The following is a 22,203-nucleotide window of genomic DNA, read 5'->3' on the forward strand; positions in this document are numbered from 1 at the left end:
TCCCTTACAGCTTCTCGATGCGGTAATTCTCGATCACCGTATTGGCCAGCAGCCGCCGGCACATGGCGTCGAGGTCCGCATCGCTGGTGTCGTCGGCCAGGTCCAGCTCGATGAGCTTGCCGGCGCGCACGTCGTTGACGCCGCCGAAGCCGAGTCCCTCCAGCGCATGATGGATCGCCTTGCCCTGCGGATCGAGCACGCCGGGCTTCAGGGTGACATGGATGCGGGTCTTCATGGCCGCTCCTATGGCGCGGGCGGGCGGGCGGGGCAAGCCCGTCCCCACCCCGCCCCGCCGCTTACTTGCCGCGCTTCTTGCGGTGGGTTTCCATGTCGAGCACGGCGTTCTCCGCGCCTTCGGGCAGCAGGCCGAGCCGGCGGGCGATCTCCTGATACGCCTCGACCTCGCCGCCGAGATCCTGGCGGAAACGATCCTTGTCCAGCTTCTCGCCGGTGGTCATGTCCCACAGGCGGCAGCCGTCGGGGCTGATCTCGTCGGCGAGGATGATGCGGCTATAGTCATTGTCCCAGATGCGGCCGAACTCGAGCTTGAAGTCGACCAGACGGATGCCGATCCCTGCGAACAGGCCGGTGAGGAAGTCGTTCACCCGGATCGCCATGTCGGCGATGTCGTGCATCTCCTCCTGGCTCGCCCAGCCGAAGCAGGCGATATGCTCGTCGGCGACCATCGGATCGCCGAGCGCATCGTCCTTGTAATAATATTCGATGATCGTGCGGGGCAGCTGCGTGCCCTCCTCGATGCCGAGCCGCTTGGTCAGGCTGCCGGCCGCGACGTTGCGCACCACCACCTCGATCGGCACGATCTCGACCTGGCGGATGAGCTGCTCGCGCATGTTCAGGCGGCGGATGAAGTGAGTCGGCACGCCGATCGCCCCGAGCAGCGTGAAGACATGCTCGGAGATACGATTATTGAGCACGCCCTTGCCGTTGATCGTGCCCTTTTTCTGGGCATTGAAGGCGGTCGCGTCGTCCTTGAAATACTGGATCAGCGTGCCCGGCTCGGGGCCCTCGTAGAGGATCTTTGCCTTGCCTTCGTAGATCTGGCGGCGGCGGGCCATGACGGCGGCTCCTGCATGCGTTCAAAAAGCGTTTCGCCCCGGACGCGGCGTTCCCAAAAACGCGCGGGCGGGGCGGACAAAATCCCGATAGCCGAAAGCAGGGCGGCGCGCAATTGAGCGCGGGGCCGGCGGGAGCCGGCGCCCCACCCCGGGCGTTATGGGGGCTCGTCCCCCCCAGAAGCAGGAGCCACGGCGATGTTCGAGAAAGACCAGATTCGGGAGCATATGGAGGTGATCGGCGCCGACGGCACGCACCTCGGCACGGTCGATCATGTCGATGGCGACCGCATCAAGCTGACCCGGCAGGATTCGGGTGACGGCCGGCATCACTATATCTCGACCGGGCTCGTCGCCGAGATCGAGGGCGACACCGTGCGCCTGTCCGCGACGGGCGCCAACGCCGTGCTCCTCGAGGAAGAGGAAGAAGGATAAGCGAGGCGCGGGCGCGGCGGGAGCCGCGCCCGGCTCAGCCGATGCAGCCGGTGGCGCGGCCCGCGGTCTCGAACATGGTGAGGATCTCCCCGACCTGTTCGTCGCTGTGCGCCGCGCACAATGAGCAGCGCAGCAGAAACATGCCGGCCGGCGTCGCCGGCGGACGTGCCATGTTGACGTAAAGCCCCTGCTCCAGCAGCCCCTGCCACATCGCCACCGCCGTCTCCATGTCCGGCAGGATGATGGCGATGATCGCCGACTGGGCGGTCTGCGTGCCGAGCGTGAAACCCAGCTCCTTGAGGCCGGCATGCAGGCGGCGGCTGTTCTTCCAGAGATGGGCGCGCTTGTCGCCGGCATGCATCAGCTTGCGGATCGAGGTGGCGGCGGTCGCCACCACCGAAGGCGGCAGCGAGGCGGTGAACACATAGGGCCGGCAGACGAGACGCAGCACCTCGAACTTCGGATGGTTCGACACGCAGAAGCCGCCGACCGTGCCGACCGACTTGGAGAAGGTGCCGACGACGAAATCGACGTCGTCGGCGACTCCGGCTTCCTCGAACACGCCGCGGCCATGCTCGCCGAAAAAGCCCATGCCATGCGCCTCATCGACGAGGATCATCGCGCCATGCTTCCTGGCGACGGCGACCATTTCCTTGAGAGGAGCGATGTCGCCGAGCATCGAATAGACGCCCTCGAGGATGACGAGCTTGCCGGCCTCGGCAGGCAGCCGGCCGAGCCGCTTGTCGAGATCCTCGACCGAATTGTGGCGGAAACGCACGATCTCGGCATCGCCCAGCCAGCAGCCGTCATAGATGGAGGCGTGGCTGTCGGCGTCGAGGATGATGTAGTCGCCCTTGCCGGCAAGGGTCGAGATCATCCCCAGATTGGCCTGGTAGCCGGTGGAGAAGACCATGGCATGCTCGGTGCCGTAAAAGTCCTTCAGCGCCTCCTCGACTTCCTTGTGGCCCTGATAGGTGCCGTTGAGGACGCGGCTGCCGGTGGTGCCCGAGCCGAACTCGTCGAGCGCCTGCTTGCCGGCGGCGATGACGTCCGGATCGAACGTCATGCCCATGTAATTGTAGGTGCCGAGAAGGATGGTGCGCTTGCCGCGGATCACCGCCTCGGTCGGCGACAGCACCTGATCCATGACGATCGCGAACGGATCGCGCACGCCGGTGTCGAGCAGCGCCTCGCGCTCGGCGATCAGCGCATCGAACTTGGACAGCAGATCCTTGCGGCCGCTATTGTGGCCGAGGCGGACGTCTTCGGACGTGGCGCCGTCCTGCTTCATCGGGGCGTCGCTCATTTCGCAAGCTTGCCCACGGCGTCGACGAGCTGGCCGACCGTCTCGATCTCGGCCTGCATGTTCATGGTGATGAGGATGTCGAACTCATCCTCGATCGCCGCCACGAAATCCATCACGGTCAGGCTGTCCCATTCGAGATCGCCGGCGAAGGTGGTGGAGTCGGAAAGTGCCGCACCCTTCTTGTTGAAGGGCTCGATCAGTTCCGCCACCCGGGCGAAGATTGCGTCGCGATTGCTCATGGGGCCATGTCCCTAGTGGATTGGCGGCGGCTCTGCCAAGCGATTGCGGCGCAAGCTTGGCAAGGAGTGGGCGGGAAGCGGCTTCGCCAATCTCCACAGGCCGTGAGGCGGAACGGGTTTCAGGGTCCCGTCCTGCCCTGAGCTTGCCCAGGCGTCCGGCATGACGGCGGTTAAAGCCAGCCGGCCGCCTGGTACCAGTCGGCGGTGGCGCGCAGGCCGACCGGGGTCGGCGTGGCCGGGTGCCAGACGGACATTGGCGGGTGATGATCCGCGCGCGCCACCCAGTCGGGGTGACAGAAATAGCGGACGCGATCGGCGGTCAGCTTGGCGCCGTCGCGACGCAGCAGCCGGTCGATCCGGGCGCCGGCCTTGAGCAGCCCCGATGAAAGGCTGAGCGCGCGCACCCGCCGGCCAAACGCGGCGCCCAGCGCCTGGGCGAACTCCCGGTGGCTCCACCCGCCCGGCTGGCCGTCATCGGGCTCATAGGTCTCGCCGATCGTGCGCGGCGCGTCGATCAGGGCGAGAAGCAGGCGGCAGAGATCGCCGGCAGCGATCACCGACAGCCGCCCGCCCGGCGGCAGCGGCACCAACCCGCGCCGTGCCATGCGGAACAGCTCCAGCATCTCGCGATCACCGGGTCCGTAAACGGCGGGCGGGCGGACGATTGTCCAGTCCAGCCCGGAGGCAGCGACGACCCGCTCCGACCGGCGCTTGGAGCGGCCATAGTCGGACAAGTCCGGCTCGCGCGCGGCAAGCGAGGAGACGTGGATGAAGCGGCGGACCTGCTCGGCCCGCGCGGCGCGGATCATCGCCATCGTGCCGCGGACATTGCCGGCCTCGAAGCCGGCGCGATCCGTCGCGTTGATCGTGCCGGCGACGTGGATCACCGCATCGGCGCCGCGGCAGAGGCGTGCCAGCGCATCCGGATCGTCGAGCGAGCCCGGTATCCAGACGACGCCATCGCGCGGCACCTGCGGCCGGCGGGTCAAGGCGCGCACGGCGAAGCCCTTGCCGACCGCCAGCGGAATGAGGTTGCCGCCGACGAAGCCGGTACCGCCGGTGAGCGCGAGCGTCCTCACAGCAGCACGAGGTGGTCGCGATGGACGAGGCAGGCGCGCGGCGGCTGCCCCAGCACGTCGGCCAGCGCCGCGGTGCGCAGGCCGATGATCCGGGTGGCATCGTCCGCGTCATATTCGGCGAGGCCGCGCGCGACGAGCGCCCCGTCCGGCCCGGCAATGTCGATCACGTCGCCGCGCAGGAACCGGCCCTCGACGGCGGTAGCGCCGGCCGGCAGCAGGCTCTTGCCCTGGCCGAGCGCGGCGACAGCGCCGGCGTCGACGGCGATCCGCCCGCGCGCGGTGAGGCGGCCGGCGAGCCACGCCTTGCGCGCCCGCGCCGGACCGGCGGCGCGGAACACCGTGCCGTGGCCCGACTCGATGAAGCGCGCCAGCGGATGCGGCACGCGGCCCGAGGCGATGGCGAGGTGGGCGCCGGCCGACAGCGCGATGCGCGCCGCCTCCAGCTTCGACACCATGCCCCCCGATCCCATGCCCGACGCCGAGCCGCTGTCGGCCATGGCGCGAATGCGCGCGTCGAGCCGCGTCACTTCCGGGATCAGCGTAGCGTTGGGGTCGGTGCCCGGATTGGCGGTGTAGAGCCCGTCGACGTCGGAAAGCAGCAGCACCCCCTGCGCCCCCGCGGCCTGGCCGATGCGCGCGGCGAGGCGATCATTGTCGCCGAAGCGGATCTCGGCGGTGGCGACCGAATCATTCTCGTTGACCACCGGCACCACGCCCAGCGCCAGCAGCCGGTCCAGGGTCGCCGCGGCGTTCAGATAGCGGCGCCGGTCCTCGAGATCATCGAGCGTCACCAGCATCTGCGCGGCGGTGAGACCATGGCCGTGGAGCAGCTCCGCCCAGCAGCCGCTGAGGGCGATCTGGCCGGTCGCGGCGGCGGCCTGCGCATCCTCCAGGCTGGCGCGCCCGCCCGCCGGCAGCTTCAGCCGCCGCGCGCCCAGCGCGATGGCGCCGGAGGAGACGATGACGATGCGCTGGCCGGCCGCGATCGCGTCGGCGATGTCGGCGACGAGGCTGGCCAGCCATTCGCGGCGCACGTCGCCCGCCGGATCGACGAGCAGCGCGGAGCCGACCTTGACGACGAGGCGCGGGCAGGCGCCGGGGGAGAAGGGATGGGTCACGGAGGCTGTAATCGGTCCTGTTCCCACTGCTCCTCCGTTCGCCCTGAGAAATTTCGGGCCAGCCGAAATGCCTGTCCGGGGCGAACGGGTGATGCGATCTGTAAGAGGCGGGCTCTTAAAACAGGATCAGAGCGGGGACCATTCCCCTTCGCCGCTCTCGTGCGTCGCTTCGACGTTGGTCGCCGCCGGGCCGATGGCGGCGAGCAGCGCGTCGAGCACCGCGTCGAGCCCCTCGCCGGTTGCGCCGGATAGCGGCAGCACTGTCGCCCCCGATGCCTTTTCCAGCTTCCTGGTCAGGCTTTTCAGCGTCTTGGCGTCGATCGCGTCGACCTTGTTCAGCGCCAGTATCTCGGTCTTCTCGGTAAGGCCCGCGCCATAGGCGTCGAGCTCCTCGCGGACGATCTGATAGGCATCGAGCGGATCGTCGCCCGTCGCGTCGACGAGGTGCAGCAGCACGCGGCAACGCTCGATATGGCCGAGGAAGCGGTCGCCGATGCCGGCGCCGTCCGCCGCGCCTTCGATCAGGCCGGGGATATCGGCGACGACGAACTCACGCTGGTGATGGGTGACGACGCCGAGCTGGGGGCGCGTGGTGGTGAAGGGATAGTCGCCGACCTTGGCCTTGGCGTTGGAGACGGCGTTGATGAAGGTCGACTTGCCGGCATTGGGCAGACCGACCAGCCCGGCATCGGCGAGCAGCTTCAGGCGCAGCCACACCCACGCCTCATCGCCCGGCCAGCCCTGTCCGTGCTGGCGCGGCGCGCGGTTGGTCGAGGTCTTGTAGCTGAGGTTGCCGCGGCCGCCGTCACCGCCGCGCAGGAAGACGATGCGCTGGCCGGGGACGGTGAAGTCCGCCAGCACATGCTCCTTGTCCTCGGAAAGGATCTGGGTGCCGACCGGCACTTTGATGACGAGGTCGTTGCCGCCGGCCCCGGTCATGTTGCTGCCGGCGCCGCCCTTGCCGCGCGGCGCCTTGAAATGCTGGGTATAGCGGAAGTCGATCAGCGTGTTGAGGCCGGGCACGGCCTCGAACACGATGTCGCCGCCCTTGCCGCCATTGCCGCCGTCGGGACCGCCATATTCGATGAACTTCTCACGCCGGAAGGAGACGGCCCCGGGGCCGCCCGCGCCCGAGCGGACGAAGATTTTTGCCTGATCAAGAAAATGCATGGGCGCTGGCCCTTAGCGGAAACGCGGCGATCCGTCGAGGCGGCGCTGAAAAGACATGGCCCCGCCGGCGACGATGCGCCGGCGGGGCCGTTTCCCTCCCCGGCGGGGAGAAGCTCAGAAGGCGGCGGCGGCAGTCGGCCGGCGGCGGCGATTGCGCACGAGAAGGCCGACCAGGCCGAAGCCGAGCAGCATCGTCGCCCAGGTCGCTGGCTCCGGCACCGCGCCCGCTCCGCCGCCGGCGTCGGGGCGGCCGGCGGTGACGTTGGTGAACACGAAGGTCAGGTCGTTATAGTTGAGATCGCCGCCGCCGTTGAGGTCCTCGAAGCCGAGGAAGGTCCCGCCGGGCACGCCGATCCACGGCTCGCCGGCATAGGCCGAGGCGAAGATATGGTTGATGCCGTCGCCGTTCAGCGCGGCGTTGCTCGAAAAGATGTCGCCGGTGCTGGTGACGTTGACGAGGAACTCCAGCACGTCCCCGGCGCGGACATTGCCGAAATCGAGGCGCGTGAAGTTCGGCGTATTGTGGTTCTGGAAGACGCCGTCGGCGACGAGCTGGCCATTGACCTTCAGGCTCAGCGTCTCGTCATAGGACGCGGTCGAGCCCAGATAATAGCCGCTGAGCAGACCGTCGCTGGTCGCCGTGAAGCGATAAAGGTCGGCGTTCTGCGTCCCGGCCTTGCCGAGATCCGGATAGCGATAGACGACATCCGTCGCCGCGGCGGGCGCGGCATACAGGGCAAGGGCCGCCACGCAGGTGGCGAACAGGGCAGGCGTGCGCATGTGGCGTTGATCCAGCAAGGGGCCGTCGGATCAGGCCGGCGGCGACCGATTTCTATGCCAGATGCGCTACGCCCGCCCCCGTAAAGGGCGCAAGAAGTTTATTGGTTAACAATAGCTTGTTAACCCTGTAACCGCGGCGCAGAGCCATCTTCGTCACCTATCGGCAACAGATTTTCGACTTCACGCCGCAAGTCTTACGCACGGATTGTCTTCCTCCGACAAGTCCAGCGTAAATTCCGCACACTCCATCGGTCCGCCGCGACCGAGGCTGTGGCGCGGAACGACGCCGCCGGTCGGGCGGAAGCCGAGCTTGCGCAGCACGTTCCCCGACGCCGGATTGTCCAGCGCGTGGCTCGCGACCAGCCGCGGCAGGCGCAGCGAGCGGCGCGCCATGTCGATCACGGCGCGGCCGGCCTCGGTGGCGAAACCCAGCCCCCAGAAGCTGCGCGCCACCCAGTAGCCCAGCTCCGGCTCTCCTGCCTCGTCACGGTGCAGGCCGACGCCGCCGATCAGGCGCGGGGCCCCGGCGGTGCGCTGGAACATCAGCAGGCGCGGCAAATCGTCGGCCGGCTGGCTGAGGAAGGCGTCCGCCTCCTCCAGGCCATAGGGCCACGGCGCGCGCGCCAGGTTACGGATGACAGCTTCGTCGGCAATGGCCCGCGCCAGGGCGGGCGCATCCTCGCGCCAGCCGGGCCGCAGCAACAGCCGCTCAGTACGTGCGAACATCGTTATTAGCCTCTCCCTCGCGACGCGAGAACGCCCGTGACCGATGAAGGTTACCGGGGTGCGACAGTTTTTTTGAGGGAGATAGCAAGAAGGGAGGCGGGGGCGACCCGTCTCCCTCACGCCCCGCCGAAGCGGGGCCTCGGGTCGCCCACCGGACGACCCGAAATCAGGTTCGTCCGTTATTCGGCCGCGATCGCCATAATCGCGTCTACCGATACATATTTGCGGCCGAGACGGCCCTCGTGGAACACGACGCGGCCAGCCGCGGTCGCGAACAGGGTATGATCCTTGCCGATGCCGACATTGCGGCCCGGATAGACCTTCGTCCCGCGCTGGCGGATGATGATGTTGCCGCCGACCACTTCCTGGCCGCCGAACTTCTTCACGCCGAGGCGACGGCCTGCCGAATCGCGACCGTTGCGCGAGGAGCCGCCTGCTTTCTTATGTGCCATTTCCGTCTACTCCTTCGCGTACCCGTCAGGCTTCGGCGGCGGCCGGCGCTTCCGCCTTGGCAGCCTTCTTCGAAGCCTTCTGCTCGCCGCCGATCGACACGATCTTGAGGATCGTGTGCTGCTGGCGGTGGCCGTTGCGGCGCCGATAATTGTGACGGCGACGCTTCTTGAACACGATCACCTTCTCGCCCTTGGCCTGGGCGACGATCTCCGCGGCGACAGTCAGACCCTCGGTCGACTTCACGTCCCCGCCCTCACCGGCGAACAGCACGTCGGAAAGCGTCACGGACGCACCGGCCTCGCCGTCCAGCTTCTCGACGACGATCTTGTCTCCGGCGGCGACGCGATACTGCTTGCCGCCCGTGCGCACGATAGCGAACATGGCTCTCTTTCCAATCCGAATTCTGACCCGCACATGGAATCGGCCACGGCCGGCCCCCGCGCGGGAATGGGCCGCCTAGTTGATGGTCATTGAAGAGTCAATGTCGATCCGCCGGCGCCGTGGCGATGCCGGCCGGCCAATTGGCGAAGCCCAAGCCGACCCTAGTGCCGATGCTCGCGCCGCAAGCGGTAACGGCTGCCGTCGAAGCCGTCGAAGATGCCGGCGATGGCCGGATGGTCGACCGGCTCCAGCGTCTCGTCATGCTCGAGATTCTGCTGGCTGACATAGGCGACGTAGTTGCTCTCCGCATTCTCGGCGAGCAGGTGGTAGAAGGGCTGGTCCTTGCGGGGGCGGACTTCCTCCGGGATGGCCTGATACCATTCCTCGCTGTTGGCGAAGACGGGGTCGACGTCGAACACCACGCCGCGGAACGGAAACAGCCGGTGCCGCACCACGTCGCCGATGGCGAAACGGGCGTGCGCCACCGCCGGCGCGCCGAGGGCGTCCGCAGGGTCGACAGGGTGAGAGATACGGTCAGGAACCATAATTCACTATTTAGAACGCGGCTGTGGGTTGGCAAGCAAGATTGGACAGGTTAGGAGCGCCCTCCGACCGGCCCGGCGCATGCCGACGCGGCTTGAGCGCATCTTCTGGAGAGGTGGCAGAGAGGTCGAATGCGCCGCACTCGAAATGCGGTTTACGGGCAACCGTAACGTGGGTTCGAATCCCACCCTCTCCGCCAGCGCGCCGGCCATCAGATTAGCGTCGAACATCGCACCCTCCCGGCACAGTCTGTTTCATGACTTATAGATGAAAATCGCGCGACTGGTGTTGCCCGGTCAGGCAAGCGCGGCCAATTCGATCAGCGCCGCGACGACCGCCGGGATCAGCGCCACGCCGAGCCAGCGTCGCTCCCGCAGATCGCCGGCTGCGACCGCCAGCGCCATCATCGCGCCGAGCATCGTCCAGAAATTATAACGCATGTCCGGCGCGACGCTGGCAACGGCATAGGCGAGGCCGTAGAGCAGCACCGAGGCGCTGACCGCCGTCACGAAGCCGCGCGCGCCGCCGAGCCGGCCGGAAATCGCCAGCAGGCCGAGCGCCACCGCCATCCACGTCGCCGGGCGGCCGAGCGGGGTCGGCGCGACCATCCGGGCGGCGCGCAGCACGCCCCGCGTCACCGCATTGGCGCGGAAGTCGAGGCCGTAAGGGTTGGGCGTCGACATCATGTAGATGGCGTCGTCCGGCACGCCGGGCACCGCGAAGCGCAGGTTGCGATTGAGATGGGCCAGCCGATGCCGGAGATAGGGCAAGGGCGCGCGGGCGACGGCCTCCAGCCAGATCGACACCGCCGAGCGGCGATGCGCATGGGCATAATCCCGCAGCGCGCCCTCGACATCGTCGCAATCGGTGCGATCGGCCGGATTATAGAGCGAGGGCGTGTAGCAGAGCGCCGTCATCCGCGTCTCGGTGGCCTGATCGAGATTGGGATAGACATGCCGGCCGCCATGCGCGGCGATGCCGCCCAGGTCGAAATTGACCAGCGAATAGATCGGCTCGGAATTCTGCGGGTGCAGCGCCACCGCGTCGATCGCCCAGCCGCCGAGGCCGAGAAGCGCCGCCGACCCGGCAAGCGTCGCCAGCAGCCGCGCCGGCCCGCTCAGCCAGCGCCGCGGCGCCCAGCCGGCGAGCAGGGGCGCGGTGGCGGCGACCGCGTTGAAGCGGGTGGCGCTGGCGAACAGCAGCAGCGCCAGCGCGACGGCGAAGGCGAGCGGACGCAGGCTGTGCCGGCGGGAAGCGAGCAGCAGGCCGCTCGCCACCAGACAGCAGGCGCACAGCAGCGGATCCTTGAGGATCGCCCCCATCTGCCCGAACGGGATCGGCGACGCCGCGCACAGCAGGGCAAGGCCGGCCGCCCAGCGCTGGCGCTCGCGCCACAGCGTTGCGGCGATCAGCCACACCCCCGTCCAGTAGAGCGCGATGTCGAAGATCAGGATCGGGGCGGTACCCGGGCCGAGCCGGCTCAGCTGCCGCCACGCCCAGGTCGTGGCCGGCGGGTGCCAATTGTCGTAGCGGCCCGACACCACCTGGCTCCACTGGAAGATAGTGTCGGGGGTGATCACGCCCCAATGGAAAGCGTAGAGTTGCGCGCCCGCCAGCGCCGCAAGCAGCGCCAGCAGCCATCCTGCCTCCTTGCCGCGCGACGCGCGCCCTCCCCGCTTCATCCCGCGGCCATAGCCGGCCGATCAGCCCCCGTCATGCTGAACTTGGCTCGGCGCCATGGCCGTTGCCAACAGTCGGTTCGCACCCCGCCGGCAGAAGGATCGGCGGGGTGCGAGGCGGGAAGATATCAGTCCGGCTTGTAGGTTGCGGCGCTGCCCGCAACGCCTGCGAGGCGCCGCTCCGAGGCCCCGGCGAGCACCCGGGCGCGCTCGCCGGCGATCGCGGATCGCTGCGCGGCATGGCAGCGCCGGGCGGCCATTCTGGTTTCCGGCGCCGTGCTCGCCATGTCCGGGCAGACGCGGTCGATGGCGCCGGCGAGGCGCCGGTTCAGACGGTGGATATCGGACGGACGGGCGAGATTGAGGTCGCCATAGGGCACGCGTACGCGGGGCGCCGCCGCCGGCTCGGCCTGTGCCGGCGCGGAGAGGCCGAGGCACAGCGCGGCCATCAGCAGAAGCTGCTTCGACATGATTGAATCTCCGATGTTTTGAACCGCGCTCCTTGTCGCCCGGCATGGCCACGATGACCAACAAAGCGTTGCGGCGTGATCACAAGTCTGGCTTATATGAGCGATGCATCGCATCCCGCCGCTTGCCGCGATCCGCGTGTTTGAGGCGGCCGCCCGGCATGAGAATTTCAGCCGCGCCGCCGAGGAGCTGGCGATGACCCAGGCGGCGGTCAGCTACCAGATGAAGTTGCTCGAGGAGCGGCTCGGCGCGCCGCTGTTCGTGCGGCGCGGGCGGGGCATGGCGCTCACCGATCTCGGTCGCCGCGTCGCGCCGATGTGCACCGAGGCCTTCGCCACGCTCGGCAAGGCCTTTGCCGATGCCCGCGCCGAAAGCGACAGCGTGCTCGCCATCACCGCGCCACGCACCTTCGCCACCAACTGGCTGGCGGCGCGGCTCGGCGATTTCAACCTCGCCCATCCCGGCCTCGCCGTGCGGCTCGACGTCACCGACACGCTGGTCGATCTCGCGGCGAGCGAATTCGACGTCGGCATCCGCGGCATTCCCGGGCCGCAGCCGGACATGATCTGCCATTTCCTGATGCGCATGCCGGTGACGCCGCTGGCGAGCCCCGCCTTCCTCGCCCGCCACGCGCTGAACACGCCGGCCGACCTGCTCACCGCGCCGCGCCTTTCGCCGGACGACGACTGGTGGGATTTGTGGTTCGACTCGCTGGAGGATCTGAACTGCGACGGACGGCTGCACAGCGGCATCCGTTTCGAATCGCAGGTGCTCGACGGACATGCCGCGATCGCCGGCCATGGCGTCGCCATCCTCAGCCCGCCGATGTTCCAGCAGCAGATCGAGGCGGGGCTGCTCGTCCAGCCCTTCCGCCATTTCGCGACCTACCGGAACGGCTATTGGCTGGTCTACCCGGAGCGCAAGCGCAACCTGCCCAAGGTCCGCGCGCTGCGCGACTGGCTGCTCGACGCGGTGACGCGCGCCGCCGGGGACGATCCGTTCGGAATCCTCACCCCGCCCTAGGCCAGCGCCCTGAGCGCCGCGCGGAGGGAATCGAAATCGAGAGCGGCGTGTTCGCGCTCGATCTCCGCATGGGTCTGGCGCCACGCCGGCAGCGCCGCGAGCAGCGCCGCGTGCCCCTCGGCGGTGAGGCGCAGGCGGCGGCCACGGCGGTCCCGCGGATCGGGCTCGATGGCGAGGAGGCCGCGGCGCTCCAGCGGCTTCACGGCGGCGGTCAGCGTGGTGCGGTCGATGGCCAGCAGCTGGGCAACCGGCGCCATGGTCGGCGGCTCCGGGCGGTTGAGCGCCATCAGCAGCGAGAATTGCTGGTTGGTCAACCCGTGCGGCCTCAGCGCTACATCGAAACGCCGCGCCAGAGCGCGGGCGGCGCGCTGGGCATGCAGGCACAGGCAATGATCGCGGACCTCGAGGGTGGTGGCGAAAGGAACGGCATCGGGCATCGCGCCTCTGTGTTGATATCAACTGTTTGCGTCAAGCAGGCGTTGATGCGCGCGCCACCCGATCTATAGTCGCGGCATGGCCGAGAGAAGCAATGCGCCCGCGATCGGGCCGCGCCTTCAGCAACTGCGCAAGGAACGCGGCCTGACGCTGGACGAGCTGGCGGCGGCGTCGAGTGTGTCGCGGTCGATGCTCTCGCAGATCGAGCGCGGACAGGCCAATCCGACATTGGCCATCGTCTGGCATCTGTCGCAGGCGCTCGGCGTGGAGCTGTCGGAGTTTGTCGGCGGGCGACGGATCGAGCGGCGCGGCCGCATCGAAGTGACTGCCGCTTCCTTCGTTCCCGAGATCCGCACCGAGGACGGCAATTGCGTGATGCGCATCCTCAGCCCGGCGCAGGAGGTGGGCAAGACCGAGCTCTATCACCTCACCGTGGCGCCCGGCGGCGAGCTGGTCTCGGACGCGCATGCGCGCGGCAGCACCGAGCATCTCTCCGTGCTGGCGGGGGAACTGATCGTGACAAGCGGCGACACCAACGCCGCGGTCGGTACCGGCGCGATCGCGCGTTATCCGGTCGACGTGCCACATGCCATCCGCAATCATGGCGTCCTGCCGGCGCAGGCGTTGCTGGTGGTGATGTCCTGACACGCCCCCCCCCTGAGGAATCTGCCTGCGACAGGCAGGCAAATTCCTATTGACGGACCATCGCGTTGGTTTCGGTGAAATCGATGCGGATGCGCACCCACGCGCCGACCATCGGGCGGCCGCCGACGCGCGGCGGGCGCACCCGGAATTGCCACGCCGCCTGACGGACGGCGCGCGCGAGGCCCGAGCCCGGGGACTGGCCGAGCTCCTGACAATTATCGACGTGGAAGTCGGGGAAGGTCTGGCAGGCGATCATCCCCCAGCCGCTGCGCACGCCATTCTTGGGCAGGTAGAAGGCGAGCTCGGCATGGGTCGGCTCGCGATACCAGTCGGCGGCATAGAGCTTCTCGCCATTCGGCCCGGTCGCTCCATCGCTGTCGGCGTCGCCGTTGCCGGCGTTGTCGGCAAGGTCCGGGCCGGCGCGCGGGCCAGGCGCGCGGGAGGGCAGGCGTGAAATGTCGCCAGCCGCCATCTGGTCGCTGGTCAGCGGGATCAGCGCCAGCGGGGTGTTGTCCGGAACCGGGACCGGCGGCGGCGGCGGGGACGGCGCGGGCGCGGGCTCCGGCGCCGGCGTGCGCTTGCCCGAAGCGCCACCGGCCCGCTTGCTGCGCGCGCGCCGGGCGGGCTCGGGGGTGGCGGGCTGATCGGGCAGCAGGTCGACGGTGAGCGCCTTGCGGCCCATGTCGAGGAATTCCATCGCCGGCGTCAGGCTCAGCAGCATCAGCAGCATGAGCAGATGGACGACGACGACCAGGATGAGGGCCGCGGTGCGGCGCGGAAACAGGTCCGACGAAGGCAGGCGGATCGCCGAACGCATGGCGCGCCGGCCCTAGCGCCGCGCGCCCCCGCCCGCAACCTCGCCGGCGCGTGTTCGGCCGATCATTACGAGGATTTCATCCGGGGGCGGCGGTGGGCCCCCGCCGGATCAGGCCGGCTGCGCCTGGGTGACGGCGACGCGGCGCACCACACCCTTGCCGAGGGCTTCGTTGGCCGCATCCATGACGATGGAGCGGAACAGCTCGAGATCGGGCACCATGCCGTCCGGCCCGACCGCCATCGGCGAGCGATAGGTGCGCATGTTGATGGCATTGAGCAGCAGCGGCATGCGCTGGGTGACCTGGTCGACACGGGTCGCCGCCACCTGCAGCTGCACCTCGAACTGGGCGTAGCCGGACAGCTTGCCGTCTTCAGCCACCAGCGGCGCGAGAATAGTGCTGGTCGGCACGAACACCGGCTCGGGCTCGGCCGGCTTGTGCAGCGGCTTGCCGCCGAGCAGCTTGCTGGTGCCGAACGCGGCGCCGCCGCCAAGGCCGGTGCCGAGCAGCAGGGCCGCGATCGCGAGAAGGATCTTCTTCATCGTGGCCGCTCCATCAGAACTGGAAGCTGGCATCCTGCGGCAGCACCGCGGGATCCCCCTTGATGACGAGCGTGATGCGGCGGTTCTCCGGCCGCTCCGGCTGATCGGGATAGATGGGCTGGGTGCCGGCCTTGGCCACCACCTCGGAGAAATGATCGGGCGTCAGACCGGCGGCGACCATTGCCGAGCGCGCCGACAGTGCGCGCTCGCCCGACAGGCGCCAATTGGCGTCGCTCTGGCCGCCGGTGGCGTCGGTATGGCCTTCGATGGCGATCTGGGCACCGGTCTTGACCAGCTTCTGGGCGATGCGGGTAAGAAGCTCGCGCGCATAATCGTTGAGCTGCGCGGTCGGCCCGCGGAACATGGTGCGGTTGGCGGTGTCCATCAGGCTGACATGCACGCCGTCACGATCGGGCTCGATCTTGACGGATTGCTGGCCGTTGGAATCCGGCGACGTCTCCAGCGTGACGCGCATCTCGTTGGCGAGCTGGCGCAGCGCCGCCTCGGGGATGTCGGCGGTGCCGCCGCGCGCATTGCCCTTGCGGGCCGCCTCGGTGGTCGGCTCGCCGCGCGGCGTGGCGCTGTCCGCCTGGGCGCGGCGGCGATGGCCGCCCATGCCGGGCTCGTTGCCGGGCTCGTTGGTCATGGTCGCGGGCGTGCCCAGCGCGGGCGATGGCGAGAAATAGTCGGCGAGCCCCTTCAACTGGGCCTTGTCCGGGTTGGACAGCAGCCACAGCAGCATGAAGAACGCCATCATCGCCGTCACGAAGTCGGCATAGGCCACCTTCCACGCGCCGCCGTGATGGCCGTGCTTCTTGTGCTTGCGGACCTTGCGGATGACCACAGAGGGCGGGGCATTGTCGAACTGCGCCATGACCTAATTCCTCATGGCAGCCGGCGGCCGCCTTCCATGAACTGCCTTCACGCGGCCCACCCCGCGCATCCATGCCGGTGCGGATGCGCGCATGGCCTCAGGTGAGCTCGCCGAACACGCGCTCGATTTTTTCCTTCAGCGCGGCGGGCGCGAAGGGCTTCACGACGTAATTGTTGACGCCGAGCGCGGCCGCCTTCTGGACGATCTCCTTGTCCGACGAGCCGGTGAGCATGATGAACACCGTCTTGCCGATCACCGGATCGCCGCGCACCGCCTCCAGGAACTGCAGCCCGTCCATGTCGGGCATGTTGAAGTCCGAGATGACGAGATGGACGCGATCCTGGCGGATCGCCGACAGCGCCTCTACGGCGCCGGGCTTGTCCCGCACATCCTTGAAACCGAAATCCTGCAAGGCGCGACGGATCATCGCGCGCATGCTCGTCTGGTCGTCCACGACCATAACCTTGATTGCTGCTGCTGCCGGCATGACAGGTTCCCGCTTTCCTAACGCTTGCGCCACGCCGGGAATGCTGGCCCCGGCATAACAATTTGATTCGATGTCAGTCCCCCCATGCGCCACCTTGCAACCGCAAGGCCGGCATGCGCCCCACCCCCAAGCACAATATAGACGGCGGCGCGGCCGAACGGCGCGCCGCGGCAATTGCGATGTGTTGCCCGGACGCTCATGCCGCCATCCCCGTATCCGGGTGGCGCGCGCGCGCGTCGGCGACCATCGCCTCGATATCCAGGATCAGCGCGATCGCGTCGCCGTCGAGCACGGTGACGCCGGCCAGGCCGCGCACCGGGTGGAGATTCTCCTCCAGCGGTCGCAGCAGCACATCGCAGCGATTCTCGATCGTGTCGGCCATCAGCCCGAACAGGCCGGCGTGGTTCGTCTCCACGATGATGATGACGGATTCCTCGGCGGGCCGCATCGCGCCGGTGTCGATGCCGAGCAGGTCGGCGATGCGGCACACCGGCAGGTAACGGCCGCGCAGCTCGATCATGCCGGCGGCATCGGACAGCGGCCGGATCTGGTCCCGCTCGGGGCGCACGGTCTCGACCACGCTCGCCAGCGGCAGCACATAGCGCTGCGCCCCCAGGCGGACGATCATGCCGTCGACGGGCTCGTTCACGCGCAAGTCGGGCACAGGGCGAGCTCCTCAGGCGCGTCGACGAGACGCGCAATGTCGATGCGGGAATCGGGGGCGACGAAATCGAAACAGTCGCGGATCGCGGCGCCGTCGGTCGCTGCGGGCAGGACGATCGTCCACACGCAATAGCCATTTTCAGGGTCGAGATCGCGCAAGCCGGGCATCGCCGCAAAATCGGCCGCGATCACCCGTCCCCCCATATCCTCCAGCTCGCGGATGACGAGCAGCGGCTCGCCGCCATTGGCGAGAGCCGCGCGCGAGGGCGCGAACACCACCTGCCACGCTCCGGTCGCGTCGAGATCGAGGTCAAGCTCGGCGCCGACGGGCACGAAGCCGAACTCGTCGGCTTCGCCTGCCGACGCCGATGGCGACGCGGATGCCGGCACCGGCGCGGCACCGAGCACGGCGTTCAGCCCTGCCAGCACCGCCGCATCGGCGGGAAGAGCGCTTTGCCCGCGCGCCGCGGCGACATGATCGGCGAGCATTTCGAAAGCCTGACGCAGGATCCCCGTCACCGCCGCGTCCGGTTCGACGCGCCCGGAACGGATTTCGTCCAGCACCGCCTCGAAACGGTGGGCAAAGCCGCTCAGCGGCGCATGGCCGAACGCGCCGGCTCCGCCCTTGATCGAGTGGACGGCGCGGAACACCCCGCCGACGACCTCGGGGTTGGCGTCCCCGCCGGCCATCGCCGACAGGCCCCGTTCCGCGACGGACAGGCCTTCGGCGCATTCCTCGAAGAAGATCGCCTGGATCTCGTCCAGCGCGGCCGTGTCGGTCACGGGCATACGCGGCGGATCGCCGCGCCGAGCTTTTCGGGGTCGAACGGCTTGGTGATCCAGCCGGTGGCACCGGCGGCGCGCGCGCGGCCCTTCTTCTCGTCGGAGAATTCGGTCGAGAGGACGAGAATCGGCGTGCCGCGGAATTCCTCGATGCCGCGCACCGCCTCGATCAGCTGGAAACCGTCCATGTTCGGCATGTTGATATCGGTGATGAGCAGGTCCGGCTTCAGCGCCTGCATGCGGGCAAGGCCGTCGAGGCCGTCTTCGGCGCTCTCCACCGCGAACCCCTGCGCCGACAGCGCCGAGTTGAGCAGCGCGCGCATGCTGGGAGAATCATCGACCGTCAGGATCATCTTGCTCATGCTGCCTGCTCCAATCCCAGGGCGCCGCCGAGCCGGCAGCCGGCCACGCGATTCAGAAAGGCCGGGCTTGCCTTCACGAAGCGGAGCGTGCGCCCGGCGGATGCCGCCTCGGCGCGCGCCGCGACGAGCAGCTGCAACACGGCCTGGCCGACGCTGGCGACCTCGGCCGCGTCGACGAGCACATCGCCCGGCGGCCCGTCGATCTCGGCGACGAGGCGGCGGCGCAGGTCTGCCGCGGTGACGGTGGAGGCGTTGGCGGCGAGGCGCACGGCCCCGCCCTCGCCCGGGCCGGCCTCAGGCAGGCTTGGCATTGAGACGCTCCTTGGCCTCGTCGAGCGAGGTTTCGAGTTCGCTGAACGTCGGCGCATAGGCCGACGGCGTCATGCGGCGCGCCAGCTCCACGGCGACCTGCGTGGGCAGGCCCTGCGCGTAGGCGACGACCGCCGTCTTGACGAGCTGGAAGGGCTTGGAGTCGGCATCGACGATCTGCTGCAGCTTCGAGGCGATCGGCCCGACGAAGCAATAAGCGAGAAGCACGCCGAGGAAGGTGCCGACGAGGGCGCCGCCGATCATCGCGCCGAGGATTTCGGTCGGCTGATCGATCGAGGCCATCGTCTTGATGACGCCGAGCACGGCGGCGACGATGCCGAGCGCCGGCAGGCCGTCGGCCATCGTCTGGAGCGCCAGCTGCGGGGCGAGCTCCTCCTCGTGGTGGCGCTCGATATCGCCTTCCATCGCCTCGGCGAGCTGATGCGGATCCTCGAAGTTCACCGTCATCATGCGCAGATAGTCGCAGATGAAGTGAACCAGGTGATGATCCTTGAGCAGCCGCGGATAGGCGCTGAAGAAGGTGCTGGTCTCGGGCGATTCGATGTGCGGCTCGATCGCGGTCGCGCCGCCCTTGCGGAACGTTGCCAGCAGCGAGAAGAGCAGCGAGAGGAGATCGCGATAATCGCTCTCCTTCCAGTGCGGCCCCTTGAACACGCGCATGAAGCCGCCGCCGGCCTTCTTCACCGTGCCCATATTGTTGCTGAAGATGAATGCGCCGACCGCCGCGCCACCGATCGCCATCATCTCATGCGGAAGCGCATGGAAGATGACGGTGAGGTTGCCCCCCGACAGGATGAAGCTGCCGAAGACGCAGACGAGGATGACGACGACGCCGATTCCGTTGAGCATGACAGACCCGATAATCTGGAAGGCCAACAGGCCGGTTACTCTGATTATAGGAAGGATTCAGAGCAGCCGGCCCGCTGGAGACGCTTTTGCGCCGTGCAGCATTAAGATATCGGAAAAATCGCGCGATAATGCCGCTGGCCCTCCGCTTCATTCTAAAATGCTGGGAAATAGCCCAAGGAGCTGCAATGTCCGTCGATGCCTATCGGCGCGCACGCGCAATCATCGAATCCCCGCGAGGCACGGAATACCGGCTGATCAGCAACGTCACCGGCGAGATGATCCAGGCCCGCGACGCCGGCCTCGCCGGGACGGCGCTGATGCCGGCGCTGCACCGCAACCGTGCCGTCTGGGGGACGTTCTCGTCGATGTGCGCGGCGCCCGGCAACCAGCTTTCCGACGAGCTGCGCGCGGGAATCATCTCGCTCGCGCTGTGGGTCGATCGTCACACCACATTGGTGGTGCGCGGCCAGGACACGATCGACGAGCTGATCAGCGTCAACCGTACGCTGATGGACGGGCTGCAGCAGGAGAATTTCTCTCCGGAGGCGTGAGGGGGGCGGGCGTGCGCCCGCCCTGCCCTGTTCCGGTTCACCGCCAGTCGCCGCCGAGCCTTTCGTAGCGGCATGTCGAATGTCGCGCCGCTGCCGACACGGGCCTTCGACTTTCCTCATCCCCTGCCCAGTACGCCCGGGCGGATCGCTGCATCAAAAAAGCCCGCCCCCCAATCGCTGGGGAGCGGGCCTTTGATTGACGAGTGGAGGAAGCGAGCCTCAGTGGCTCATCGTCGACGGAGCCTCGAGCAGGCGCAGCTCGTTGGCCGGCACTTCGACCATCGTCGCCCAGGAGGCGATGTCGGCGGTCCAGGACGGCATCTCGGCGAGCGCGTGGCCCTCGACGAGGCGCTTGGTGACGGAGGGGACGGTGTGGAGCTGCTTCGGCGTCTCGACGACGCGCGGCTTGCGGGCACGCGGGGCGGCCATGCGGCGCTCACCGGCCATCAGCGCGAACCGGGGATCGCTCTCGGCAAGCTCGGCGATCGCCTTGGCGGCACGCTTGGTGATCTGGCGGACACGCTCCTTGGTGATGCCGGCGTCGTCGATCACCACTTCGGCAGTGGCGATGTCGAACAGGCGGCTCTCGACGATCTCGCGGTTGCGCTTGAGACGCTGGTCGAGCTTCTCCAGCTCCTCCGGATCGATGCCGTGGGTGGCGAAGCGCAGACGGGCGGCCATGGCGCCGTCCTCGCACGGCTGGACCGGCTTGCGGACGCGGGGGCGCTGCTTCTTCAGGCGGTTGATCGCGGTGGTGCGCAGGTGGCCGATATAGCTGTCGACCAGCGACTGCATCGCCGAATTGGCGAGGTAGCCCGAGGCGCCGGCCTCGGTCAGCGCCAGCGCGTCCTCGTCCTCGATCAGTGCGTCGAGGCTGGTCTCCTCGCCGTCCGGACCGTGGGTGACAGCGTTAAGGGACACGGTGGTCGCCTCGACCTTCTTGGCGGACGGCCGCTGGTCGGTCATCACGCGGAAGCGCAGGCTCTGCAGCTCGCCGCGGATCTGCCAGTTAACAAACGTGGTAAACTGCGCTTTCTCGGGCTCGTAAGCCTGGATCGCCCGATGAACGGCGATCGCGCAGACCTGCTCGGCATCGTCCCAATAATCAATGAGACCATATTGGCGGGTGAAATGACGAATGCGCGGCGCGATCAGCTTAAGAATTTGCGCAAAGGCACGATCGACTTCGGCGCGCTGACGAACGGTTTGCTTCGAGCCATCCTTAGGCGTGTTCTCGATTACTTTTGAGACCGCGGCTTCGAGCGCGAGCGTCGTCTTCGACATTTAGGTTCCTCCACTTCGGCTCGCGGCACTCATCGCGCCGTTCACCCTCCACGAGGCGGAGTTATCCCCATCGCCAGTTAATTAAGGGTTATTTCTCTCATGCAGAAACTGATGGGCGCGGGAAAACACTAGGCCGATCGGGCACTTACAGGATTTACCATCATCGCGAATCGCTCTGGTCGAACATTGCGGTCGATGTAACCGAGCAGCCAGGCACGGTGGGCGGCGCTGGCATCGCCATAGGCGGCGATCTTCCGATTCGCGGCTTCATGCCCGATCTGGGCATCGAGAAGGTGGCGGGCGCGGCCGGAGGCGATGCCGTCCTTGAGGAAGCGAATCGCGTCGCCGAGCCCGAGATGATGGCCGAGATAGGCGGCGCGCGCGGTGGTCTCGGCATTGCCATCCACCGCTACGCCGGCGGCGCGCAGCCGGTCGAGATTGTCGCGGGCGTAATCGGCGATGCCGTTGATCGCGGCCTGAGGATCATAGCGCAGCTCAAGCAGCGCCGAGCGCGAGCGACCGCGGACATGGCCGTGTTCGTTCAGCCAGCCATTCGCCTCGGCAAGCTGGTTGAGCCAGGTGCCGGGGCGCTCGGCCAGCGTCTCCCAGCTGCCGCTGAGGAACTGGCCGAGGCCGGCGGCGCTGGAGCGCGGATTGCGCGAGAAGATGCGCCAACGCCCATCGGCATCCTTGGCCGCCTCGGCATCGACGATCGAGGCGAGCACGGCGGAAGGGATGCCGGTGCGCTCGGCGGCGGCGGTGAGATGACGCGCGAGATCGACATTGGCGCCAAGTCCGTCGCGGCTGACTTCGCCGCCCGGCAGCCCCTCGGCAGGCGCGGGCGCCGCATCGGCCCGCTCGGCGGCCTTGGCCAGTTCGCGCGGGCGCGCCGCCTCGTCGGCCTGGCTGGTGAGCATCGCCAGCAGCGAATCCAGCGACATGCCCTGGACATTGCGTCCGCCCTGGGCACCGGCAGCGGTCGCCGCGCCACGGTCCACGCCCAGCGCCGCCTGCCACAGGCTGTTCGACAGATCGGCGCGCGCGGTGGCGAGGATCAGGTCGGCCTTCTGCGCGGCGGCGAGCTGGGTGGCATCGTAGCGGGCAATCACG

At 68.3% G+C, this 22,203-nt stretch carries 30 protein-coding genes and 1 tRNA gene; 5 read left to right on the plus strand and 26 right to left on the minus strand.

From position 1 onward, the window contains the following. Positions 1 to 4: 4 nt before the first annotated feature. Together purS and purC are read right to left on the minus strand one after the other, a co-directional pair. Positions 5 to 235: a phosphoribosylformylglycinamidine synthase subunit PurS gene (gene purS, locus KOF26_RS12145; protein WP_216325148.1), complete on the minus strand. Its 231-nt coding sequence runs from the start codon at positions 233 to 235 to the stop codon at positions 5 to 7. A gap of 61 nt (positions 236 to 296) precedes the next feature. Next, the gene (gene purC / locus KOF26_RS12150) at positions 297 to 1,076 is read right to left on the minus strand and encodes a phosphoribosylaminoimidazolesuccinocarboxamide synthase (protein ID WP_216325151.1); all 780 of its coding nucleotides are present in this window, start codon (positions 1,074 to 1,076) and stop codon (positions 297 to 299) included. 195 nt (positions 1,077 to 1,271) lie between these two features. Between purC and KOF26_RS12155 the strand changes: the two genes are divergently transcribed. Then, positions 1,272 to 1,508: a DUF2171 domain-containing protein gene (locus KOF26_RS12155; RefSeq protein WP_216325154.1), complete on the plus strand. Its 237-nt coding sequence runs from the start codon at positions 1,272 to 1,274 to the stop codon at positions 1,506 to 1,508. 34 nt (positions 1,509 to 1,542) lie between these two features. Here the strand turns inward: KOF26_RS12155 and spt are convergent, their stop codons facing one another. From spt to hspQ, 10 genes are all read right to left on the minus strand, one after another. Beyond that, a complete protein-coding gene (gene spt, locus KOF26_RS12160) occupies positions 1,543 to 2,799 on the minus strand; it encodes a serine palmitoyltransferase (protein WP_216325609.1) in 1,257 nt (418 codons plus the stop codon). Between the two features lie 11 nt (positions 2,800 to 2,810). Continuing rightward, on the minus strand, positions 2,811 to 3,053 hold the full coding sequence (locus KOF26_RS12165) for an acyl carrier protein (protein WP_216325156.1): 243 nt from the start codon (positions 3,051 to 3,053) through the stop codon (positions 2,811 to 2,813). 170 nt (positions 3,054 to 3,223) lie between these two features. Then, positions 3,224 to 4,132: an SDR family oxidoreductase gene (locus KOF26_RS12170; RefSeq protein WP_216325159.1), complete on the minus strand. Its 909-nt coding sequence runs from the start codon at positions 4,130 to 4,132 to the stop codon at positions 3,224 to 3,226. Next, entirely contained in the window at positions 4,129 to 5,250 is a 1,122-nt protein-coding gene (gene proB, locus KOF26_RS12175; protein WP_363182241.1) for a glutamate 5-kinase, read from the minus strand. Before proB ends, KOF26_RS12170 begins: the two co-directional genes overlap by 4 nt. Before the next feature lie 126 nt (positions 5,251 to 5,376). Beyond that, on the minus strand, positions 5,377 to 6,420 hold the full coding sequence (gene obgE, locus KOF26_RS12180) for a GTPase ObgE (protein ID WP_216325163.1): 1,044 nt from the start codon (positions 6,418 to 6,420) through the stop codon (positions 5,377 to 5,379). 114 nt (positions 6,421 to 6,534) lie between these two features. Further along, positions 6,535 to 7,200: a DUF4114 domain-containing protein gene (locus KOF26_RS17180; RefSeq protein WP_253201388.1), complete on the minus strand. Its 666-nt coding sequence runs from the start codon at positions 7,198 to 7,200 to the stop codon at positions 6,535 to 6,537. 180 nt (positions 7,201 to 7,380) lie between these two features. Next, complete coding sequence (locus KOF26_RS12190) at positions 7,381 to 7,926, minus strand: GNAT family N-acetyltransferase (RefSeq protein WP_216325166.1); 546 nt, start codon at positions 7,924 to 7,926, stop codon at positions 7,381 to 7,383. Between the two features lie 179 nt (positions 7,927 to 8,105). Beyond that, positions 8,106 to 8,378 carry a 50S ribosomal protein L27 gene (gene rpmA / locus KOF26_RS12195; protein WP_216325169.1) on the minus strand — a complete coding sequence of 91 codons (273 nt, stop codon included), beginning with the start codon at positions 8,376 to 8,378 and terminating at the stop codon, positions 8,106 to 8,108. Between the two features lie 25 nt (positions 8,379 to 8,403). Continuing rightward, positions 8,404 to 8,760: a 50S ribosomal protein L21 gene (rplU, locus tag KOF26_RS12200; protein ID WP_216325172.1), complete on the minus strand. Its 357-nt coding sequence runs from the start codon at positions 8,758 to 8,760 to the stop codon at positions 8,404 to 8,406. Between the two features lie 161 nt (positions 8,761 to 8,921). Beyond that, positions 8,922 to 9,305: a heat shock protein HspQ gene (gene hspQ, locus KOF26_RS12205; RefSeq protein ID WP_216325174.1), complete on the minus strand. Its 384-nt coding sequence runs from the start codon at positions 9,303 to 9,305 to the stop codon at positions 8,922 to 8,924. Between the two features lie 107 nt (positions 9,306 to 9,412). Here hspQ and KOF26_RS12210 point away from each other — a divergent pair. Beyond that, a tRNA-Ser gene (locus KOF26_RS12210) sits at positions 9,413 to 9,502 on the plus strand. Between the two features lie 97 nt (positions 9,503 to 9,599). Here the strand turns inward: KOF26_RS12210 and KOF26_RS12215 are convergent. Then, the gene (locus KOF26_RS12215) at positions 9,600 to 10,985 is read right to left on the minus strand and encodes a hypothetical protein (protein WP_216325177.1); all 1,386 of its coding nucleotides are present in this window, start codon (positions 10,983 to 10,985) and stop codon (positions 9,600 to 9,602) included. Positions 10,986 to 11,110: 125 nt separating this feature from the next. Then, complete coding sequence (locus tag KOF26_RS12220; RefSeq protein ID WP_216325181.1) at positions 11,111 to 11,452, minus strand: UrcA family protein; 342 nt, start codon at positions 11,450 to 11,452, stop codon at positions 11,111 to 11,113. Between the two features lie 103 nt (positions 11,453 to 11,555). Between KOF26_RS12220 and KOF26_RS12225 the strand changes: the two genes are divergently transcribed. Beyond that, complete coding sequence (locus KOF26_RS12225; RefSeq protein WP_216325184.1) at positions 11,556 to 12,473, plus strand: LysR substrate-binding domain-containing protein; 918 nt, start codon at positions 11,556 to 11,558, stop codon at positions 12,471 to 12,473. On the opposite strand, the gene KOF26_RS12230 is transcribed toward KOF26_RS12225, so the two are convergent. Next, positions 12,470 to 12,910, minus strand: coding sequence for a MarR family winged helix-turn-helix transcriptional regulator (locus tag KOF26_RS12230; protein ID WP_216325188.1), 441 nt, complete (start codon positions 12,908 to 12,910; stop codon positions 12,470 to 12,472). The two genes, KOF26_RS12225 and KOF26_RS12230, sit on opposite strands and share 4 nt — an antisense overlap. Before the next feature lie 76 nt (positions 12,911 to 12,986). Here KOF26_RS12230 and KOF26_RS12235 point away from each other — a divergent pair, with 76 nt between their 5' ends. After that, a complete protein-coding gene (locus KOF26_RS12235; protein WP_216325191.1) occupies positions 12,987 to 13,553 on the plus strand; it encodes a helix-turn-helix domain-containing protein in 567 nt (188 codons plus the stop codon). Positions 13,554 to 13,599: 46 nt separating this feature from the next. On the opposite strand, the gene KOF26_RS12240 is transcribed toward KOF26_RS12235, so the two are convergent. The 9 genes from KOF26_RS12240 to motA form a co-directional block, all read right to left on the minus strand. After that, the gene (locus KOF26_RS12240) at positions 13,600 to 14,370 is read right to left on the minus strand and encodes an energy transducer TonB (protein WP_216325195.1); all 771 of its coding nucleotides are present in this window, start codon (positions 14,368 to 14,370) and stop codon (positions 13,600 to 13,602) included. A gap of 108 nt (positions 14,371 to 14,478) precedes the next feature. Then, entirely contained in the window at positions 14,479 to 14,910 is a 432-nt protein-coding gene (locus KOF26_RS12245; RefSeq protein WP_216325198.1) for a hypothetical protein, read from the minus strand. A 13-nt stretch (positions 14,911 to 14,923) separates the two neighbouring features. Further along, positions 14,924 to 15,784 carry a flagellar motor protein MotB gene (locus KOF26_RS12250; protein ID WP_216325201.1) on the minus strand — a complete coding sequence of 287 codons (861 nt, stop codon included), beginning with the start codon at positions 15,782 to 15,784 and terminating at the stop codon, positions 14,924 to 14,926. A gap of 97 nt (positions 15,785 to 15,881) precedes the next feature. Next, positions 15,882 to 16,271: a response regulator gene (locus KOF26_RS12255; protein ID WP_216325204.1), complete on the minus strand. Its 390-nt coding sequence runs from the start codon at positions 16,269 to 16,271 to the stop codon at positions 15,882 to 15,884. 196 nt (positions 16,272 to 16,467) lie between these two features. Further along, positions 16,468 to 16,935 carry a chemotaxis protein CheW gene (locus tag KOF26_RS17425; protein WP_363182242.1) on the minus strand — a complete coding sequence of 156 codons (468 nt, stop codon included), beginning with the start codon at positions 16,933 to 16,935 and terminating at the stop codon, positions 16,468 to 16,470. Then, positions 16,917 to 17,717 (minus strand): Hpt domain-containing protein, encoded by an 801-nt coding sequence (locus KOF26_RS17430; RefSeq protein WP_363182243.1) that lies wholly within the window; start codon positions 17,715 to 17,717, stop codon positions 16,917 to 16,919. Before KOF26_RS17430 ends, KOF26_RS17425 begins: the two co-directional genes overlap by 19 nt. Continuing rightward, on the minus strand, positions 17,714 to 18,079 hold the full coding sequence (locus KOF26_RS12265; RefSeq protein ID WP_216325208.1) for a response regulator: 366 nt from the start codon (positions 18,077 to 18,079) through the stop codon (positions 17,714 to 17,716). The genes KOF26_RS17430 and KOF26_RS12265 overlap by 4 nt, the downstream gene beginning before the upstream one ends. After that, positions 18,076 to 18,390, minus strand: a complete 315-nt coding sequence (locus tag KOF26_RS12270; RefSeq protein ID WP_216325211.1) for an STAS domain-containing protein — start codon at positions 18,388 to 18,390, stop codon at positions 18,076 to 18,078. Before KOF26_RS12270 ends, KOF26_RS12265 begins: the two co-directional genes overlap by 4 nt. Continuing rightward, the gene (gene motA, locus KOF26_RS12275) at positions 18,374 to 19,258 is read right to left on the minus strand and encodes a flagellar motor stator protein MotA (protein WP_216325214.1); all 885 of its coding nucleotides are present in this window, start codon (positions 19,256 to 19,258) and stop codon (positions 18,374 to 18,376) included. The genes KOF26_RS12270 and motA overlap by 17 nt, the downstream gene beginning before the upstream one ends. A 185-nt stretch (positions 19,259 to 19,443) precedes the next feature. Here motA and flaF point away from each other — a divergent pair, with 185 nt between their 5' ends. After that, positions 19,444 to 19,809, plus strand: a complete 366-nt coding sequence (gene flaF / locus KOF26_RS12280) for a flagellar biosynthesis regulator FlaF (RefSeq protein WP_216325218.1) — start codon at positions 19,444 to 19,446, stop codon at positions 19,807 to 19,809. Between the two features lie 219 nt (positions 19,810 to 20,028). Here the strand turns inward: flaF and KOF26_RS12285 are convergent, their stop codons facing one another. Both KOF26_RS12285 and KOF26_RS12290 read right to left on the minus strand, forming a co-directional pair. Continuing rightward, entirely contained in the window at positions 20,029 to 21,093 is a 1,065-nt protein-coding gene (locus KOF26_RS12285; protein ID WP_253201389.1) for a sigma-70 family RNA polymerase sigma factor, read from the minus strand. A 128-nt stretch (positions 21,094 to 21,221) separates the two neighbouring features. Beyond that, on the minus strand, positions 21,222 to 22,202 hold the full coding sequence (locus KOF26_RS12290; protein ID WP_216325221.1) for a peptidoglycan-binding protein: 981 nt from the start codon (positions 22,200 to 22,202) through the stop codon (positions 21,222 to 21,224). Between the last annotated feature and the right edge of the window lies 1 nt (position 22,203).

Source organism: Sphingomonas quercus, assembly GCF_018863195.1.
In the GTDB taxonomy this organism is placed as follows: Bacteria; Pseudomonadota; Alphaproteobacteria; order Sphingomonadales; family Sphingomonadaceae; genus Solisphingomonas; species Solisphingomonas quercus.

Excerpts from the sequence above, each read along its gene's own strand:
- motA (WP_216325214.1), bottom strand. The coding sequence starts at position 19,258 with ATGCTCAACGGAATCGGCGTCGTCGTCATCCTCGTCTGCGTCTTCGGC.
- purC (WP_216325151.1), bottom strand. The coding sequence starts at position 1,076 with ATGGCCCGCCGCCGCCAGATCTACGAAGGCAAGGCAAAGATCCTCTAC.
- hspQ (WP_216325174.1), bottom strand. The coding sequence starts at position 9,305 with ATGGTTCCTGACCGTATCTCTCACCCTGTCGACCCTGCGGACGCCCTC.
- KOF26_RS12190 (WP_216325166.1), bottom strand. The coding sequence starts at position 7,926 with ATGTTCGCACGTACTGAGCGGCTGTTGCTGCGGCCCGGCTGGCGCGAG.
- KOF26_RS12245 (WP_216325198.1), bottom strand. The coding sequence starts at position 14,910 with ATGAAGAAGATCCTTCTCGCGATCGCGGCCCTGCTGCTCGGCACCGGC.
- KOF26_RS12255 (WP_216325204.1), bottom strand. The coding sequence starts at position 16,271 with ATGCCGGCAGCAGCAGCAATCAAGGTTATGGTCGTGGACGACCAGACG.
- KOF26_RS12250 (WP_216325201.1), bottom strand. The coding sequence starts at position 15,784 with ATGGCGCAGTTCGACAATGCCCCGCCCTCTGTGGTCATCCGCAAGGTC.
- spt (WP_216325609.1), bottom strand. The coding sequence starts at position 2,799 with ATGAAGCAGGACGGCGCCACGTCCGAAGACGTCCGCCTCGGCCACAAT.
- KOF26_RS12265 (WP_216325208.1), bottom strand. The coding sequence starts at position 18,079 with ATGAGCAAGATGATCCTGACGGTCGATGATTCTCCCAGCATGCGCGCG.
- KOF26_RS12220 (WP_216325181.1), bottom strand. The coding sequence starts at position 11,452 with ATGTCGAAGCAGCTTCTGCTGATGGCCGCGCTGTGCCTCGGCCTCTCC.
- KOF26_RS12230 (WP_216325188.1), bottom strand. The coding sequence starts at position 12,910 with ATGCCCGATGCCGTTCCTTTCGCCACCACCCTCGAGGTCCGCGATCAT.
- KOF26_RS12285 (WP_253201389.1), bottom strand. The coding sequence starts at position 21,093 with ATGTCGAAGACGACGCTCGCGCTCGAAGCCGCGGTCTCAAAAGTAATC.
- KOF26_RS12235 (WP_216325191.1), top strand. The coding sequence starts at position 12,987 with ATGGCCGAGAGAAGCAATGCGCCCGCGATCGGGCCGCGCCTTCAGCAA.
- KOF26_RS12225 (WP_216325184.1), top strand. The coding sequence starts at position 11,556 with ATGCATCGCATCCCGCCGCTTGCCGCGATCCGCGTGTTTGAGGCGGCC.
- KOF26_RS12215 (WP_216325177.1), bottom strand. The coding sequence starts at position 10,985 with ATGAAGCGGGGAGGGCGCGCGTCGCGCGGCAAGGAGGCAGGATGGCTG.
- KOF26_RS17180 (WP_253201388.1), bottom strand. The coding sequence starts at position 7,200 with ATGCGCACGCCTGCCCTGTTCGCCACCTGCGTGGCGGCCCTTGCCCTG.
- purS (WP_216325148.1), bottom strand. The coding sequence starts at position 235 with ATGAAGACCCGCATCCATGTCACCCTGAAGCCCGGCGTGCTCGATCCG.
- KOF26_RS12240 (WP_216325195.1), bottom strand. The coding sequence starts at position 14,370 with ATGCGTTCGGCGATCCGCCTGCCTTCGTCGGACCTGTTTCCGCGCCGC.
- flaF (WP_216325218.1), top strand. The coding sequence starts at position 19,444 with ATGTCCGTCGATGCCTATCGGCGCGCACGCGCAATCATCGAATCCCCG.
- obgE (WP_216325163.1), bottom strand. The coding sequence starts at position 6,420 with ATGCATTTTCTTGATCAGGCAAAAATCTTCGTCCGCTCGGGCGCGGGC.
- rplU (WP_216325172.1), bottom strand. The coding sequence starts at position 8,760 with ATGTTCGCTATCGTGCGCACGGGCGGCAAGCAGTATCGCGTCGCCGCC.
- KOF26_RS12155 (WP_216325154.1), top strand. The coding sequence starts at position 1,272 with ATGTTCGAGAAAGACCAGATTCGGGAGCATATGGAGGTGATCGGCGCC.
- KOF26_RS12165 (WP_216325156.1), bottom strand. The coding sequence starts at position 3,053 with ATGAGCAATCGCGACGCAATCTTCGCCCGGGTGGCGGAACTGATCGAG.
- rpmA (WP_216325169.1), bottom strand. The coding sequence starts at position 8,378 with ATGGCACATAAGAAAGCAGGCGGCTCCTCGCGCAACGGTCGCGATTCG.
- KOF26_RS12270 (WP_216325211.1), bottom strand. The coding sequence starts at position 18,390 with ATGCCAAGCCTGCCTGAGGCCGGCCCGGGCGAGGGCGGGGCCGTGCGC.